The organism is Pseudoxanthomonas suwonensis 11-1 (assembly GCF_000185965.1).
In the GTDB taxonomy this organism is placed as follows: Bacteria; Pseudomonadota; Gammaproteobacteria; order Xanthomonadales; family Xanthomonadaceae; genus Pseudoxanthomonas; species Pseudoxanthomonas suwonensis_A.
In genome coordinates, this window is record NC_014924.1 from 2,954,949 (window position 1) to 2,969,186 (window position 14,238).

At 69.1% G+C, this 14,238-nt stretch carries 12 protein-coding genes and 1 pseudogene; 4 read left to right on the top strand and 9 right to left on the bottom strand.

The window, feature by feature from the left end:
* Positions 1 to 15: 15 nt before the first annotated feature.
* The 4 genes and pseudogenes from PSESU_RS13570 to PSESU_RS16650 all read right to left on the bottom strand — a co-directional run.
* A complete protein-coding gene (locus tag PSESU_RS13570; RefSeq protein WP_233275230.1) occupies positions 16 to 1,101 on the bottom strand; it encodes a GGDEF domain-containing protein in 1,086 nt (361 codons plus the stop codon).
* A gap of 1,381 nt (positions 1,102 to 2,482) precedes the next feature.
* Entirely contained in the window at positions 2,483 to 4,057 is a 1,575-nt protein-coding gene (locus tag PSESU_RS13575) for a tannase/feruloyl esterase family alpha/beta hydrolase (RefSeq protein ID WP_013536364.1), read from the bottom strand.
* 233 nt (positions 4,058 to 4,290) lie between these two features.
* Positions 4,291 to 4,599: an excalibur calcium-binding domain-containing protein gene (locus PSESU_RS16605; protein WP_203415161.1), complete on the bottom strand. Its 309-nt coding sequence runs from the start codon at positions 4,597 to 4,599 to the stop codon at positions 4,291 to 4,293.
* Positions 4,500 to 4,712, bottom strand: a pseudogene (locus tag PSESU_RS16650) (YHYH domain-containing protein); the annotation flags it as partial. The pseudogene PSESU_RS16650 and the gene PSESU_RS16605, both read right to left, overlap by 100 nt.
* Positions 4,713 to 4,873: 161 nt before the next feature.
* Here PSESU_RS16650 and PSESU_RS13580 point away from each other — a divergent pair.
* Positions 4,874 to 5,278 carry a hemerythrin domain-containing protein gene (locus PSESU_RS13580; protein ID WP_233275231.1) on the top strand — a complete coding sequence of 135 codons (405 nt, stop codon included), beginning with the start codon at positions 4,874 to 4,876 and terminating at the stop codon, positions 5,276 to 5,278.
* 186 nt (positions 5,279 to 5,464) lie between these two features.
* Positions 5,465 to 5,872, top strand: a complete 408-nt coding sequence (locus tag PSESU_RS13585; protein WP_013536366.1) for an ExbD/TolR family protein — start codon at positions 5,465 to 5,467, stop codon at positions 5,870 to 5,872.
* Between the two features lie 114 nt (positions 5,873 to 5,986).
* Here the strand turns inward: PSESU_RS13585 and PSESU_RS13590 are convergent, their stop codons facing one another.
* On the bottom strand, positions 5,987 to 6,625 hold the full coding sequence (locus tag PSESU_RS13590) for a glutathione S-transferase family protein (RefSeq protein WP_013536367.1): 639 nt from the start codon (positions 6,623 to 6,625) through the stop codon (positions 5,987 to 5,989).
* A complete protein-coding gene (locus tag PSESU_RS13595; RefSeq protein WP_013536368.1) occupies positions 6,622 to 6,843 on the bottom strand; it encodes a DUF4287 domain-containing protein in 222 nt (73 codons plus the stop codon). The genes PSESU_RS13590 and PSESU_RS13595 overlap by 4 nt, the downstream gene beginning before the upstream one ends.
* Positions 6,844 to 7,021: 178 nt before the next feature.
* Between PSESU_RS13595 and PSESU_RS13600 the strand changes: the two genes are divergently transcribed.
* Positions 7,022 to 7,789: a transposase gene (locus PSESU_RS13600; RefSeq protein WP_013536369.1), complete on the top strand. Its 768-nt coding sequence runs from the start codon at positions 7,022 to 7,024 to the stop codon at positions 7,787 to 7,789.
* A gap of 21 nt (positions 7,790 to 7,810) precedes the next feature.
* Here the strand turns inward: PSESU_RS13600 and PSESU_RS13605 are convergent, their stop codons facing one another.
* Positions 7,811 to 8,545 carry a hypothetical protein gene (locus PSESU_RS13605; RefSeq protein WP_013536370.1) on the bottom strand — a complete coding sequence of 245 codons (735 nt, stop codon included), beginning with the start codon at positions 8,543 to 8,545 and terminating at the stop codon, positions 7,811 to 7,813.
* Positions 8,546 to 9,061: 516 nt separating this feature from the next.
* On the opposite strand from PSESU_RS13605, the gene PSESU_RS13610 reads away from it, so the two are divergent.
* On the top strand, positions 9,062 to 9,751 hold the full coding sequence (locus tag PSESU_RS13610) for a hypothetical protein (RefSeq protein ID WP_013536371.1): 690 nt from the start codon (positions 9,062 to 9,064) through the stop codon (positions 9,749 to 9,751).
* A gap of 396 nt (positions 9,752 to 10,147) precedes the next feature.
* Here the strand turns inward: PSESU_RS13610 and PSESU_RS15770 are convergent, their stop codons facing one another.
* Both PSESU_RS15770 and aceE read right to left on the bottom strand, forming a co-directional pair.
* Positions 10,148 to 10,678 carry a hypothetical protein gene (locus PSESU_RS15770; protein ID WP_013536373.1) on the bottom strand — a complete coding sequence of 177 codons (531 nt, stop codon included), beginning with the start codon at positions 10,676 to 10,678 and terminating at the stop codon, positions 10,148 to 10,150.
* Positions 10,679 to 11,027: 349 nt separating this feature from the next.
* Positions 11,028 to 13,721, bottom strand: coding sequence for a pyruvate dehydrogenase (acetyl-transferring), homodimeric type (gene aceE / locus PSESU_RS13625; RefSeq protein ID WP_013536374.1), 2,694 nt, complete (start codon positions 13,719 to 13,721; stop codon positions 11,028 to 11,030).
* Positions 13,722 to 14,238: the final 517 nt, after the last annotated feature.

A 14,238-nucleotide genomic window follows, 5' to 3' on the forward strand; every position in this document is an offset into this window, starting at 1 on the left:
CGCCGCCGGGCGTGGTCAGTCCGTCGCGCCGCGCACCACGACCGCTTCCGGCGGCATCTCGTCGTCCGGCTCTTCCGGCGGCTGCGAGATCGGCTCGGCCAGGGTGACCACCGTAGTGTGGCGGCCGCTGGCCTTGGCCTCGTACAGGGCCTGGTCGGCGCGCAGCAGGGCCTCGGTGGGCGGCTTGCCGGCCTGCGGATACAGGTAGTGCAGGCCGATGCTGATGGTCAGGCGGTTGCCGGGCACGTGCGAGCCGGCGTGCTCGATGCCCAGGCTGGCGATGTCGGCATGGATCGCGGCCAGGGTGGTCTCGACCTCGGCCAGGGTGGCGTCGTACCAGACGCAGACGAATTCCTCGCCGCCGTGGCGGGCGACCATGTCCAGCGGCCCGCGCGCATGCGCGCCCAGCACCCGGCCCACCGCGCGCAGCACCCGGTCGCCGGCCGGATGGCCGTAGCGGTCGTTGTAGGCCTTGAACCAGTCCACGTCCATCAGGGCGATGCCCAGCGGCCGCTGCTCCCCGCGCGCCTGCTGCCAGACCGCGTCGATGCGCTCGGCGAAGGCGCGGCGGTTGGGCAGGCCGGTGAGGTAGTCGCGTTGGGCCATGCCGCGCAGCTGGCGCGCCATCAGGAAGTTGCCGCGCCCCTCCTGGTCCAGCACCCAGGCGGTGATGATGCCGATGATGTTGGTGGTGACGATGAACATCGTGCGCACCACCAGTATGTCCTGCGGCAGCCCCACCCAGGCCTCGGCCAGCGGATAGACGATGGTGGTGGTGGTGCCGCAGACGATGGCGGTCCGCAGGCGCATGGCGCCGCAGCCGTACATGTACATCAGCACCAGCAGCACGCCTTCGTAGTCCAGCGGCAGGCCCTGGTAGCGGCTGCGCACCACCAGGGTGACCGCGCCCAGCGCCGCGCACAGGCAGGCGGCACCGGCGATGTGGTGCAGGATGCTGCGCCACTGCTGGCGGTAGGAGGCGGCCAGCAACAGCAGCAGGGGCATGACCATCAGCGAAAGGCGCAGCGCCACCACCTCGGCCATGATCGGCTTCGGCGCCACGAACAGGTCCAGCACGGTGTAGCCGAACAGCACCACCACCGCCGCACCAAGCGCGCCACGGATGCGCTTTACCTGGGCCGCGTCCTGGAACGCGCGGTACTCGGCCTCCAGCCCCGGCTCGAACCGCCGGAACAGCCCAAGGCGCCGGGGCGCCGGGGCGCCGGGGCGCCGGGGCGCCGGGGCGCCGCCAGGGAATCGCCATCACTGTCGGTGCGTTGTGCAGTGGAGTTCATCAAGGCTGGTCGCTGGAAGGGATCGTGGGCGTCGGCAGGCGTGGTCCGCCACCGTCGATAACGGCCCTCCCCCCCTGCAGAATTGAACCCGGCGTATGGGGAACGTTCACGGAGGTGATAGCGGCCACAGTCCTGAGGCGTGTCGGTCTCCCCCTCCGTATGGCGGGCCAGAGTTCGGTTCCCCCCGGCGGGGGATGAAGGGGGTGTTTGCGGGCCACGGGTTCACGCTTCCCCTGAGCGCCCTGGCCCTGGCCCTGGCCCTGGCCCTGGCGCGGGCGCGGGCGCGGGCGCGGGCGCGGGCGGGCGCGGGCGTGGAGCGGGGAGAGGTTTTGGGGTGAGAGGGCTGTTTCAGCGCCGCCGGACGAGCGTCGCGCAACCTTCGATATGCAGGGCGGGGTAACAGGCGCCGCCAGCCTCGCAAGCTCCCTACACTCTCCCCCTCCGCGGAGGGAGGGCCAAAGGCGTAGCCCGGGTAAGCGCAGCGCACCCGGGGTCTTGTCCATCTACGACAAGCAACGCCTGACGCACCCAGGTCATGCGTGCCACGCGCAGGGATTGTTCGGTCCCGGCACGGTGAAGGGCCGCATCTGCGGAGCAGGGTCAGGGCTGAGGGTCGGTTACCCAGTGCCGCCGAACGCCCGTCGCGCCCGTCGTCGATACACACGCCGGCTAACAGCGCGGGCATCCAGCCTCGAAAAGCTCCCTACCTTCTTCCTCTCCCTCTCCAGGGGGGAGGCTTATAGGCGTAGCCCGGGTAAGCGCAGCGCGCCCGGGGCATTGTCCATCCACGACGAGTAACGCCCGGGGCTCCCAGGTCATGCGTGCACGCGCATGGATTGTTCCCCCCCGTCGGGGCGGGGGGTGCGTTCGCGGACCACTGGTCCGCGCACCCCTGATCGCGCGCGTGGGGGTTAGGGGTGAGGGTCGGTTGCCCGGCCCCGCCGGACGAGCGTCGCGCCAATCTTCGACACCCGGGCCGGGGTAACAGCGCGGGCACCTTCAGCCTTGCAAGGCCTCCTACCCGCTCCCCCAGCCACTCTGGAGGGAGTTGGCCAAAGGCGTAGCCCGGGTAAGCGAAGCGCACCCGGGGTGTGGCCACGCAGGCAGTGATGGTCCAACTCATTTGGTGTGTGGACGCACGCACAGACCCCGGAGGCGGCCTGCGGCCTTTTCCGGGCTACGGCTGTCTACTTCCTGCATTCATAGCTTTCCGCTGAAGCCGCATCCCCACCCATGTAATGCGCATGGGTCGGGTACGGGCACAGCGGGCGCTCGCCTTCCAGCGCGGCACCGCGGGCGAGCACCTGGCCGGGCGTCTGGCCCTGCTCCACCCATTCCACCAGCGGGGTCAGCAGGTCGAACTGGTCGCGCGCGGTACCGCCGCCGCAGTGGCCCATGCCGGGGACAAAGTAGAACCGCGCCGCATCGTTCCAGGCCTGGGCGCCATTGGCGGCCTCGGCGCGCTTGAAGTAGTCCAGCGTGTCCCAAGCCGAGAACCAGGGATCGCTGACCCCATGCGCGTACATGGCCTTGCCGCCGCGACCGAGGAAGCTGCCGAGGTTGGTCCAGGCATTGGTGTCGGTGAGCATCTGCACCGCGTCGGCACGCACCCGGGCGGCGGTGGCGTCGGGATCGAAGCCCTCGGCCTTCGGCATCACCGCGGCGAGGATGTCCGGCCCTTCCGTCGGCAGGAAGCCGGGGATGCCCGGGCCCTCGTAGACAATGCCGGTGTCGTAGGGGTAGTCGACATACAGCGGCGCACCGGAGGCATCACGCGGCGCCTTGAACGCCTGGTCCAGGGCGGTGACCTGGGCGGCGGAGAGGCAGCCGTCCTGCTTGCCTGCCTTGCACTGCAGCTTCTTCGGCTCGAAGCGGCAGGCCAGCACGTTCTCGATCACCCCGTCTGCCAGGCCGTCCAGCGCGTCGCACTGGGCCAGCAATTCCTTGAGGATGAGCGACTTGTCGCCACCCGAATAGGTCTGCGCCAGCAGCGGCCTGCCCTGCGCATCGCGCGGCGCGGCCGACATGAATTTCGTGCGTGCGTTGGCCAACGCCAGGTTGGAGAAGCCGGTGCGCATCGCCGGGGCCACCGCGATCACGCCGTCGAACAGCTCCGGATAGCGCTGGGTCGCCAGCATGGTCTCGCGGCCACCGGTCGAGCAGCCGGCCATGTAGGAATGATGCGGCGCCTTGCCGTAGTAGCGCTCGACCAGCAGCAGCGCGGCCTGAGCGGTGGTGCCGACCGAGGCGTGGGCGAAATCCAGCGCGGCACGCTGGTCCTGCATGAAGGAGGCATCGAAGCCCTCGCCCTCGTGGCCGCTGTCGGTGGAGACCACGGCGAAGCCGCGGGCCAGCGCGGGTGCATCACCGGCGGCGGTCGTGCCCAGTGCCGGCGCGATCGAGCCATTGAGCCCGCCACCGCCCTGGAACAGGAAGCGCCCGTTCCAGCCTTCCGGCAGCGCCAGCTCGAACCCGATGCCGTAGCGCGTGCCATCGACCGCGGTGCGGTCGTTGATCCGGCCGGAGACCTTGCAGTAGGCCGGCAGCTCCACCGCGATCGGCGGCAGGTACGACGCCGCCCGCACCGTCCCCGGAGGCGCGACCGGCACCCGCTCGGCGCCAGTCACCTCCAGCTTCAGCCGCGCATCCCTGAACCCGACCAGCTCCGCGCACGCATCCGCGCCCTTGCGCGCCGCCAGCGCATCGCCCGCCACGCCACCCAGCACCACCAGCCCCAGCAGGGCCACTCCCTTCACCTGCATCGCTTCCTCCCCAGGGCCGCCCGCGACGGGCGGCTGCACCGCCCAATCTTATCGGCCCCCGAAAACCGGGGTCGAAAACCGGGGTCAGAGCGAAAACCGGGGTCAGAGTGCAATTTCCCGAGCATCGACCCAGGCAAAAACCGGGGTCAGAGTGCGATTTCTCCCTCGGACCGCTACGGCCCGCCCTTTGGCCGGACCGGAAATCGCACTCTGACCCCGGTTTTTTCTCTCGCCTACTCGCACCCCACCCCGTCATTGTCGCGGTCCAGATGCGTCCCATAGCCGGGTTCCCCACGCCGGACTGGAGCGGCGCCGGCGGCCCGCGCCTCGGCGCAATTGCGGTACGTGCGACCGCTGCCAGGTGCGGCCTTGGCCGGGGTCGCGCGCACGGCCTGTGCCTGGCTGGCTGACTGCGCCCCGGCGGCGGACCGCGGTGGCAGTGGTAGCCACCGTTCTTGCGGTCGTTGTGGCAGCCCTTGCTGTTGAGGCCGCCGGGATGGGCTTGGGCCAACGGCGCGAGCAGCAGCACGATCAGCCCCCACCCTCCGGCCCGCGTTGCGGACCTACGCATGTCTTCCATGGCTCCCCCCTTGCAGGCCCGTGATCCGGCGCCGGCTGCAGCAGACGCCAGTACCGCGTGCAATGCAAGCCGCATTGGCCTTCATGGGGATCGGGGGGCAAGCGCCGCTGGGCTTGACCCATGTCAGCGCGCGCGCCGACGCGGCCCGGCACAGTGCAGCCACGCCCGGGCGGCCCTCGGCCGTCCAGGTCGCAATAGTCACGAATGCGAGAAAGGCAGTCCCCCCCACAATGAACATGGATCGCTACCACCGCGACCACGCGTCGATCCTGCAACAGATCGACACCCTCCGGTCCCTGTCACGGGCCGGGATCGACGCCAACGCAGAACACATCAGCCAGGCGATCGTCGAAACCGCCAGCCTGATCAAGTTCCATCTGGCCGCCGAGGACCAGGTGCTCTATCCCCGGCTCGCCACTTCCGCCATGCCGGAAGTGGCCGCCATCAGCGCCCGCTACCAGTCGGAGATGCAGGGCCTGTCCCAGGCCTTCGGGCGCTTCGTCGAGCGCTGGCGGGTACCGGCACGGCTGCAGGAGGACCCGGAAGGCTTCCGCCGCGACGCCAACACCGTCCTGCGCGCCCTCTTCGAGCGCCTGTGCCGCGAGGACCGCGAGCTCTACCCCGCCGCCGCCGGGCTGTAGAAGCAAAACCGGGGTCAGAGTCCGATTTCCCGCCCGACCGGCTTCCGAGGCGACGGGCAACGTCGGGAAAATTGCACTCTGACCCCGGTTTTCGCCTCCCTCGATGCCGACGAACGGTCAGCCGATTCGGCAACGCCAGGCGTAATGTCGAGCTTGGGGCGACCGGCCCCGCTGCAGGAGCGGACCATGGCGTTCAGTACCGCAGGAAGAACCGGACCACTGGCCGAGATCAACGTGACCCCGCTGATCGACGTCATGCTGGTGTTGCTGATCATCTTCATCGTGACCGCGCCGATGGTCACCCGTCCGATCCCGCTGCAGCTGCCACAGCGTTCGGAGCGGCCCGTTGACCGGCCCGATCCACCGCCACCGATCGCCCTGCACCTGGATGCGGCCAACCAGCTGACCTGGGACGGCACACCGGTCGCCATGTCCCAGCTGCAGGGCCGTCTGCAGGAACAGGCCGCCGAGCATGCCGGCAACCTGCCGCAGCTGCGGATCAGCACCGACGCCAACGCCGAGTACGAGGGACTGGTGAAGATCCTCGCCGCGGCCGAGGCCAGCGGCATGAACCGGATCGCGCTGGAGCACTGACGCGCCAGCAAGACCAGAAACCGGGGTCAGAGTGCAATTTCTCTCCGTTCGGTCCGCGCACGCCTGCGCCGCCGGAGAGAAATCGCACTCTGACCCCGGTTTTCTGCGCGGCCGCTATGGCACCGGCGGCAGCTCCGGGGCATCGAGTCCGGCGAAGGGGTCCGCCCAAGGCTGCAGCGCTTCGATGCGGGCGTACCAGGCGCTGATCGCGGGATAGTCCCGCAGCGGCAGGCCGGCAATCCCGTGGTGCGGGAGGAAGCTGGCCATGCGGAAGTCGGCATAGGAGATGCCATCGGGCAGGAGCCATGGCCGCTCGGCCAGTTGCGAATCCAGCAGGGGGGCGCTTTCGGCGAACAGCTCCAGGCCCTTCGCCACCTCTCCGGCCTCGACCCGGCCCAGGCCATAGCGCTGCTTGGTCACGTATTCGAACTGGACCATGTCGCAGGCGCGGACGAAGTTCTGCTTGCCCCAGCTGATCCACTGGATCATCCCCGGCTCGGCCAGCCCGGTCCGCCAGAACTGCGAACCCACCTCGCGCGACAGCCGGCAGGCGATGGCGTCGGCCTCCCAGAGGCTGGTGCCGTCGTCGTAGACGAGGATGGGCACCCGCAGCGCGGGGTTGAGCGGGCGGTAGCGCTCCGCCTGGCCGGGCGCCAGCGGCGCGGCGAACTCGAACTCCACCGGCGCCCGCAGGAAGCGCGCGGTCGCCACCGCCAGGCGCGGGTTCGGGTTGCGGCTGTAAAGCAGCTTCATGCAGCCGTCCCCCGCTGCGCCCGATGCCATGCGACCAGGGCATTGGCATGCCCATGCCCCAGGCCGTGGGTCTGCTTGAGCAGGGCGACCTGGTCCATGTGCTTCAGCCCGGCGGTCTGGTCCAGCACCGACAGCCAGTGGGCGACCGGCTTGCCGTAGCTGCGTTCGATCGACGGGAAGTACGAGGCGGGGCCCTTGGCCGGTGTCTGCGTGCTCATGGCGAACTCCTTGCTTGGGAATCGCCAGTACGACGCCCAGGCCACCCCCGGATCGACACGAAAACCGGGGTCAGAGTGCAATTTCCGGGATTCCCGACATCCCCGGCCGTACTCGCCCGACAGACCTGGGCTTGGCGGCCATCGACACTGGGGCGGTTCCACCACGCCCAGCCCCTCCATGCCCCGCCGCCCCCGTCTCGACCTTCCCGGCGTCAGCCAGCACCTGATCCAGCGCGGCAACGACCGCCAGCCCTGCTTCTTTGCCGACATCGACCGCGTCCGCTACCTGCATGACCTGCGCGAACTCGCGCGCACGCACGACTGCCAGGTCCATGCCTACGTGCTGATGACCAACCACGTGCACCTGCTGCTGTCGCCCGCGCGGGTGCGGGCGGTGTCGGCGCTGATGCAGTCCCTGGGCCGACGCTACGTGCGCTACTTCAACGACCGCTACCAGCGGACCGGCACCCTGTGGGAAGGACGCTACCGGTCCTGCCTGGTCGACTCCGAGGATTACCTGCTGCGCTGCTACCGCTACATCGAACTCAACCCGGTGCGGGCGGGCATGGTGGTCGATCCTGCGGACTATCCGTGGTCGAGCCACGGCGCCAATGCGCTGGGCCGCCCGGATCCGCTGGTGCAGCCGCATCCGCGTTATCTGGCACTGGAGCGGGACGACGATACACGCCGCGCCGTCTATCGCTCACTGGTGACACGTGGCCTCGAGCCGACCGAAGTCGAGGAGATCAGGCGCGCGATGGGAACCCAGCGCGCATTGGGTAGCGACGACTTCCGTGAGGACATCCAGCGCAGGCTTGGGCGACGCGTGGCCCCAGGCCGGCCCGGCCGCCCTCGGAAGCAAAAGCCAAAACCGGGGTCAGAGTGCAATTTTCCGCTCGAGAGCCTTCGGACACCCCAGGCGAGTCGGCACGAAATTGCACTCTGACCCCGGTTTTTGGCTGGCCGCCTACGGCCGCTTCTCCACACGGTACCGGAACCGGTAAACCTCGTCGTTCCAGTTGGCGACCACCTCGACGTCGTAAGGCATGCGGCCACGTGCGCGGCCGACGACGATCTGGCCGCCCCAGGATTCCTGCGGGCCGACGGTGGTGGTCTGCAGGATGGTGTGGCCGAGCCGGTCGAGGGTGGCGTGCAGCTCCTGGTCGATCAGGTACACGCCGCCGACGGTGATCGCGGTGGCGGCTGCCGTGCCCATCGCCGCGGTGGCCGGGTCGTAGTAGGTGGCGCGCGCCGGGCGCGGGCCGCGCGGGGTGTAGATGGTGGTGTCGACGGTCTTGTAGGCCTCGTTCGTGGCCGCCACCGCGGTGGCCACGCCGGTCAGTGCCACGGCGAACGCCGCCCAGGTCGCGGCCGATTCGGCCTCGCGCTCCAGGTCCTCGTACGAGTACACCGGCACCCAGGCCCCGCCCACGCGGGCGCTGAAGTTCTCCGAGCCGAAGTCCACCGGTTCGTCGAGCTTGTTGTAGCCGGCCACGGCGAAGCTGATCCGCCCGTTGACCTCCACGCCCAGCGGAGTGACCTGCACCGCGCCGTTGCGCAGCTCCAGGTCGGTGGTCGGCCGCCCGTTGTGGAAACTGACCTGGGCGCCGTGGGCCTCCAGCGGCACGATGGTGTAGCGGGTAGTGGTGCACGCACTTAGCGCGAGCGCGATCGCCGCGCCCGCCAGCAGCTTCCCGGACATGCTTCCCCCTGGCCCGCCAATGTTCGTTCCGGCGACTCTATGCGTTGCCGGGGGCCCGGTGAAGCCGGCGCCCGGCAGGCGTTTGGCCGCCGTATGGGTCGAAAACCGGGGTCAGAGTGCAATTTCCCCTCGACTGGAGCCGACCGCCCGGGCCGCACCCGGGAGAAATTGAACTCTGACCCCGGTTTTCCCGCGCCGCCTACCGCGCGCTGGTCATCGCCGGGCTGGACCCTGACGAAATCGGGCAGATCCGCGCGACGCTCCAGCGCCAGCACGTTCTCGGCAACGACCGCTTCCGCCAGGCCATCGAGCGCCAGCTGGGACGCCGCGCCGGCCCGGCCAGGATCGGACGGCCGCCGAAGCCAGGCAGCCCGCAGGAAAGTGCACTCTGACCCCGGTTTCAACCCGTCGCCACGGCGAGTGCCCCCCGGCTCGGCCTGCTGGCGCCGGATCCCGGTCGTCGCACGCGACGCATATCCTTGCGACATCGCATCGCAACCGCCAACGGAGCACAGAATGCCCTTGAAGCACGCCGCCGCCGTCCCGTTCGTCTTCGCCGCGCTTTGCACCGCTCTCCCGGCATCGGCCAGCGAGGCGGCGCCGAAGCGGCCCTCGGTGCAGACGCTGGAGCGCATCATCGCCTCGCGCACGCCGCAGACCCGCGTGGACGCGCCGGACCACGAGCGCATCACCGCGCGCCGCATCGACATCGTCGACGAGGATGGCGTGATCCGGATGACGCTGGCCGGCCGGACCCCGGCCCCCATCATCGACGGCATCCAGTACCGGCGCGCGTTCGACGTGGCCGGCATGGTGCTGTACGACGACAAGGGCAGCGAGCGCGGCGGCTTCGGCACGGCCGACGTGGAGGCTGGCATGGCCGTCCTGGCCCTGGACCACCCGGCGATGGATGCGGTGGGCTGGCGCGTGTCGCCGGACGGCTCGGTCGCGTTCTCGATCAACCAGGCACCCCCACTGGTGCGCGAACCGGCACTGGACAACCGGCTGATCCCCGGCGTGGCGGCCCCGACCCGGATCCGCATGCAGGTGGCGGCCGACGGCACGCCCAGCGTCGCCCTCAACGACAAGGCCGACCGCGCCCGCCTGCGCCTGACCATCACCGACGCCGGCTACGGCGCCATCGAGTTCCTCGATGCGGAGGGCAAGGTCGTCCATACGATCGCGCCGGAAGCGGGGCTTCGCTGATTACCGGCAACCGGGGCGGCAAACAGCTGCTGCAGCGGGAGCACGGGCCTTGCGGTCTACCGCCGCGTCCGTCGCCAGGGATGCCGGGCGGGGCGCGCACTCTGACCCCTGTTTTCGACGCCCCGACTCGCCGCGCCGCCTACCGCGCGCTGGTCATCGCCGGACTGGAAGCTGCCGGGATCGAGCAGATCCGTGCGACGCTCCAGCGCGACGACCTCGGCAGCGACCGCTTCCGCCAAGCCGTCGAGCGCCAGCTGGGGCGCCGCGTCGGGCCGGGCCGGGCCGGGCCGGCAAGGATCGGCCGGCCGCGGAAGCGGAGAAGCTTCGAGGAAAGGGCGCTGTGACCGGGCTTCTGAGGAACGTGCACTCCGACCCCGGTTTCACTGACCCCGGTTTTCAACCGTCCGAGCGCAACCGCACAGGTGGTGGCGCATCCGGTGGCTGCACCTGGTAGACCACCTTCACCAGCGAGGCATCGCCGAGCTGGAACAGCAGCAGCGCCACCTGCGTGTCCGCCACCTGCCAATGCACGCGACGGCGCTCGAACGGCTCATCCTGCTGCGTGCTGCCCGCTGGTGCACCGTGCTGGGCCTCCAGCGCCGCGGCCACGTCCTGGAACACCTGCAGGTCCGCGCGCCCGGCCCGCGCGGCCCGTTGCACCAGATCCACCTGCACAAGCGCGCCGCCGGCGAAGAAGTACGAAGCCTGGAACCGGTGGCCGGCCACCTCCACGCCCTCCACCCGCAGCCCCTCGCTCTCGCCACCGGCCAACTCATCCGGGCTCTCCGGCACCCGGGCCTGCGGCACCTTCGCCTGGACCTGCGCCAGGTCCATCCCGTAGGCCGCCCCGCCCCACAATGCCTGCGCAGATGCCGCCGACGCCTGCAGCGCGATCGCTAATATCGTCAAGTGGATCACGGTCTTCATGGTCCCTCCGTGGATGGGCGGTTGCAGCCGCCAGAGTTTGGCGGGGGGACGTCGCCAGAGATCAAGCAGCCCCCTATGTGTGCCGGTCGAAATCTGCCTGTAGTTCCAAGTGGTTGCAACGATTGTTCTGACTCTCGTCCTTAGCTGGCACGCGCCGTCACGTCCATCAAGGCGTTTCGGCTCACCTTCATCCCCAAGTACAGATAAGACGCAGCAGGGCGTTCAGGACCGTGTGCCCCCCTGGGCGTCTCTGCGAAGAAGGGGTCGAGGACGGGGTCAGGTTCGCTTCGCTCCAAAGAGAAAAAGGCGGCCATGAGGCCGCCTTTTCCGTTCTAGCTACCGCTACAGATCAAACCCCAACAGGATTCGCCTTCTCCGGATCGATCTTGTACAGCTTGATCGCCCTGGCCACGTCCTTGCCGGTCATCTTGCCGTCCTTGGCCAGGGCCGCGATCGCCGCGTGGGCGATGTAGTAGCGGTCCACCTCGAAGAAGCGGCGCAGGTTGGCGCGGGTGTCGGAGCGGCCGAAGCCGTCGGTGCCCAGGACGGTGTAGCTCATCGGCACGAAGGCGCGGATCTGGTCGGCGAACACGCGCACGTAGTCGGTGGCGGCGATCGCCGGGCCCTGGCGGCCTTCCAGCAGCTCGGTCACGTAGGCCTTGCGCGGGGCCTTGGCCTCCGGGTTCATGCGGTTCCAGCGCTCGGCGTCGTAACCGTCGCGACGCAGCTCGTTGAAACTGGGGCAGGACCAGATGTCGGCGGTGACGCCGAAGTCCTTGTCCAGCAGCTCGGCGGCGGCGATGGCCTCGCGCAGGATGGTGCCGCTGCCCAGCAGCTGCACGCGCAGCTCGCCCTTCTTCGGCTTGCCGGCATCCTGCAGCAGGTACATGCCCTTGATGATGCCCTGCTCCGCACCGGCCGGCATTTCCGGATGGGCGTAGTTCTCGTTCATCAGGGTGATGTAGTAGTACTCGTCGATCTGGTCCTCGAGCATGGCCTTCATGCCGTGCTGCAGGATCACCGTCACTTCGTAGCCGAAGGTCGGGTCGTAGGAGCGCACGTTCGGGATGGCGCCGGCCAGCAGGTGGCTGTGGCCGTCCTCGTGCTGCAGGCCTTCGCCGTTGAGCGTGGTGCGGCCGGCGGTGCCGCCGAGCAGGAAGCCGCGGGTACGCATGTCGGCGGCCTGCCAGGCGATGTCGCCCACGCGCTGGAAGCCGAACATCGAGTAGTAGATGTAGAACGGCAGCATCGGCACGTCGGACACCGAGTAGCTGGTGCCGGCGGCCATCCACGAGGCGATCGCGCCGGGCTCGCTGATGCCCTGCTGCAGCACCTGGCCGGCCTGGTCCTCGCGGTAGTACATCAGCTGGTCGGAGTCGACCGGCTTGTACTTCTGGCCGAACGGGGCGTAGATGCCGATCTGGCGGAACAGGCCTTCCATGCCGAAGGTGCGGGCCTCGTCGGCCACGATCGGCACCAGGCGCGGACCCACTTCCTTGTCGCGCAGGGCGATGTTGAGGGTCTGCACGAAGGCCATGGTGGTGGAGTAGCTGCGCTCGCCGCTGGACTTGAGCAGGCGCTCGTACTTGTCCAGGCCGGGCACGGCGAAGGACTTGCTGGCCTTGCGGCGACGCTGCGGCAGGTAGCCGCCGAGGGCGGCGCGGCGCTCCTTGAGGTACTGCACTTCCGGCGAGTCCTCGCCGGGGTGGTAGAACGGCACCTGCTCGGCGTCGGCCAGCTGCTTGTCGCTGATCGGGATGTTGAAGCGGTCGCGGAACGCGCGCACGGCGTCGTCGTCCAGCTTCTTGGTCTGGTGGGTCGGGTTGAGCGACTCGCCCGCCGAGCCCATGCCGTAGCCCTTGACCGTCTTGGCCAGGATCACGGTCGGCATGCCCTTGGTGTTCACCGCCTGGTGGTAGGCGGCATAGACCTTGTGCGGGTCATGGCCACCGCGGTTGAGGCGCCAGATGTCCTCGTCCGACAGGGACGCGACCATGGCGGCGGTCTCCGGGTACTTGCCGAAGAAATGCTCGCGGGTATACGCGCCGCCGAAGGCCTTGCAGTTCTGGTACTCGCCGTCGACGGTTTCCATCATCAGCTTGCGCAGGACGCCGTTGGTGTCCTTGGCAAGGAGGGGATCCCAGTACGAGCCCCACAGCAGCTTGATGACGTTCCAGCCGCCGCCGCGGAACACGCCTTCCAGCTCCTGGATGATCTTGCCGTTGCCGCGCACCGGGCCATCCAGGCGCTGCAGGTTGCAGTTCACCACGAAGATCAGGTTGTCCAGGCCCTCGCGGCCGGCCAGGGCGATGGCGCCCAGGGTCTCCGGCTCGTCGGACTCGCCGTCGCCGATGAAGCACCAGACCTTGCGGTCGGACGGCTCGATCAGGCCGCGGTGCTCCAGGTACTTCATGAACTGCGCCTGGTAGATCGCGCCCAGCGGGCCCAGGCCCATGGACACGGTCGGGGTCTGCCAGTAGTCCGGCATCAGCCAGGGGTGCGGGTAGGACGAGATGCCGCGGCCGTCGACTTCCATGCGGAAGTTGTCCAGCTGGTTCTCGCTGATGCGGCCTTCCAGGAAGGAACGCGCATAGATGCCCGGGGCGCTGTGGCCCTGGATGTAGAGCAGGTCGCCCGGGTGCTGGTCGGACGGGGCGCGCCAGAAGTGGTTGAAGCCCACGTCGTACAGGGTCGCCGCCGAGGCGAAGGAGGCGATGTGGCCGCCGAGGTCGCCCGGCTTGCGGTTGGCCCGGACGACGGTGGCCATCGCGTTCCAGCGGATGATCGAACGGATGCGCCACTCCAGCTCCGCGTTGCCGGGGCTCTTGGCCTCCTGGTGCGGCGGGATGGTGTTGACGTACTCCGTGGTCGGGGAGAACGGCAGGAACGCGCCGGACCGGCGGGTCAGCTCGACCATGTCCTCCAGCAGTGCGTGCGCACGCTCCGGGCCATCACGGTCGATGACCGCCTTGAGCGACTCGATCCATTCCCGGGTCTCTACCGGATCCGGATCGTTCTGCAGCACATCGTTCAGCCAGTTCATATCACTCCCATTGCCGCGCGTGGGGACGCGACGTGACGTTGTTCTTGTGGACCGGGGAGTTTAACGCACGGGTGCCACGCGACGCTTCGCTACGGAGGCGTATGTAGCAGGACGCTGAGTCCCCGGATGTTGCGCTGCGACAAGGGTTTGCGGAGGTTTGGAGGTGCGCGGCAGGTCGGGCTTTCGGCTTCGGATGGGTGGCGATATTGGTATCCGTGGCAACCAATCCGGTGCGTGGTTGGAGGGCGCTGCGACCAGTGCAAACGGCGAGCCTGCGGAAAGCGAGGCATATCAAGCCTCGGGCGGCGCAAGTCCGAGCCTATCCGGCGCTGTCGTGCCTGCCTTGGGACGGGATCCGCCGCCCTCCACACGCCACGAGCCCGGGGGCGGGAGCACCTGACAAACCCGCAAAGCGGATCGGAGGGAGGCCCGGAGACCGGGCAGGTATGCACAAACGCATGAATACGTATGCCATCCGGTCCTGAACGATTCGGGCCGGATCACCCCCGCATCGCAA

What these genes read in the sequence shown, in the direction of transcription:
- PSESU_RS13575 (WP_013536364.1), bottom strand. Translation starts at nt 4,057, where the DNA reads ATGCAGGTGAAGGGAGTGGCCCTGCTGGGGCTGGTGGTGCTGGGTGGC.
- PSESU_RS13580 (WP_233275231.1), top strand. Translation starts at nt 4,874, where the DNA reads ATGGATCGCTACCACCGCGACCACGCGTCGATCCTGCAACAGATCGAC.
- PSESU_RS13585 (WP_013536366.1), top strand. Translation starts at nt 5,465, where the DNA reads ATGGCGTTCAGTACCGCAGGAAGAACCGGACCACTGGCCGAGATCAAC.
- PSESU_RS13590 (WP_013536367.1), bottom strand. Translation starts at nt 6,625, where the DNA reads ATGAAGCTGCTTTACAGCCGCAACCCGAACCCGCGCCTGGCGGTGGCG.
- PSESU_RS13595 (WP_013536368.1), bottom strand. Translation starts at nt 6,843, where the DNA reads ATGAGCACGCAGACACCGGCCAAGGGCCCCGCCTCGTACTTCCCGTCG.
- PSESU_RS13600 (WP_013536369.1), top strand. Translation starts at nt 7,022, where the DNA reads ATGCCCCGCCGCCCCCGTCTCGACCTTCCCGGCGTCAGCCAGCACCTG.
- PSESU_RS13605 (WP_013536370.1), bottom strand. Translation starts at nt 8,545, where the DNA reads ATGTCCGGGAAGCTGCTGGCGGGCGCGGCGATCGCGCTCGCGCTAAGT.
- PSESU_RS13610 (WP_013536371.1), top strand. Translation starts at nt 9,062, where the DNA reads ATGCCCTTGAAGCACGCCGCCGCCGTCCCGTTCGTCTTCGCCGCGCTT.
- PSESU_RS15770 (WP_013536373.1), bottom strand. Translation starts at nt 10,678, where the DNA reads ATGAAGACCGTGATCCACTTGACGATATTAGCGATCGCGCTGCAGGCG.
- aceE (WP_013536374.1), bottom strand. Translation starts at nt 13,721, where the DNA reads ATGAACTGGCTGAACGATGTGCTGCAGAACGATCCGGATCCGGTAGAG.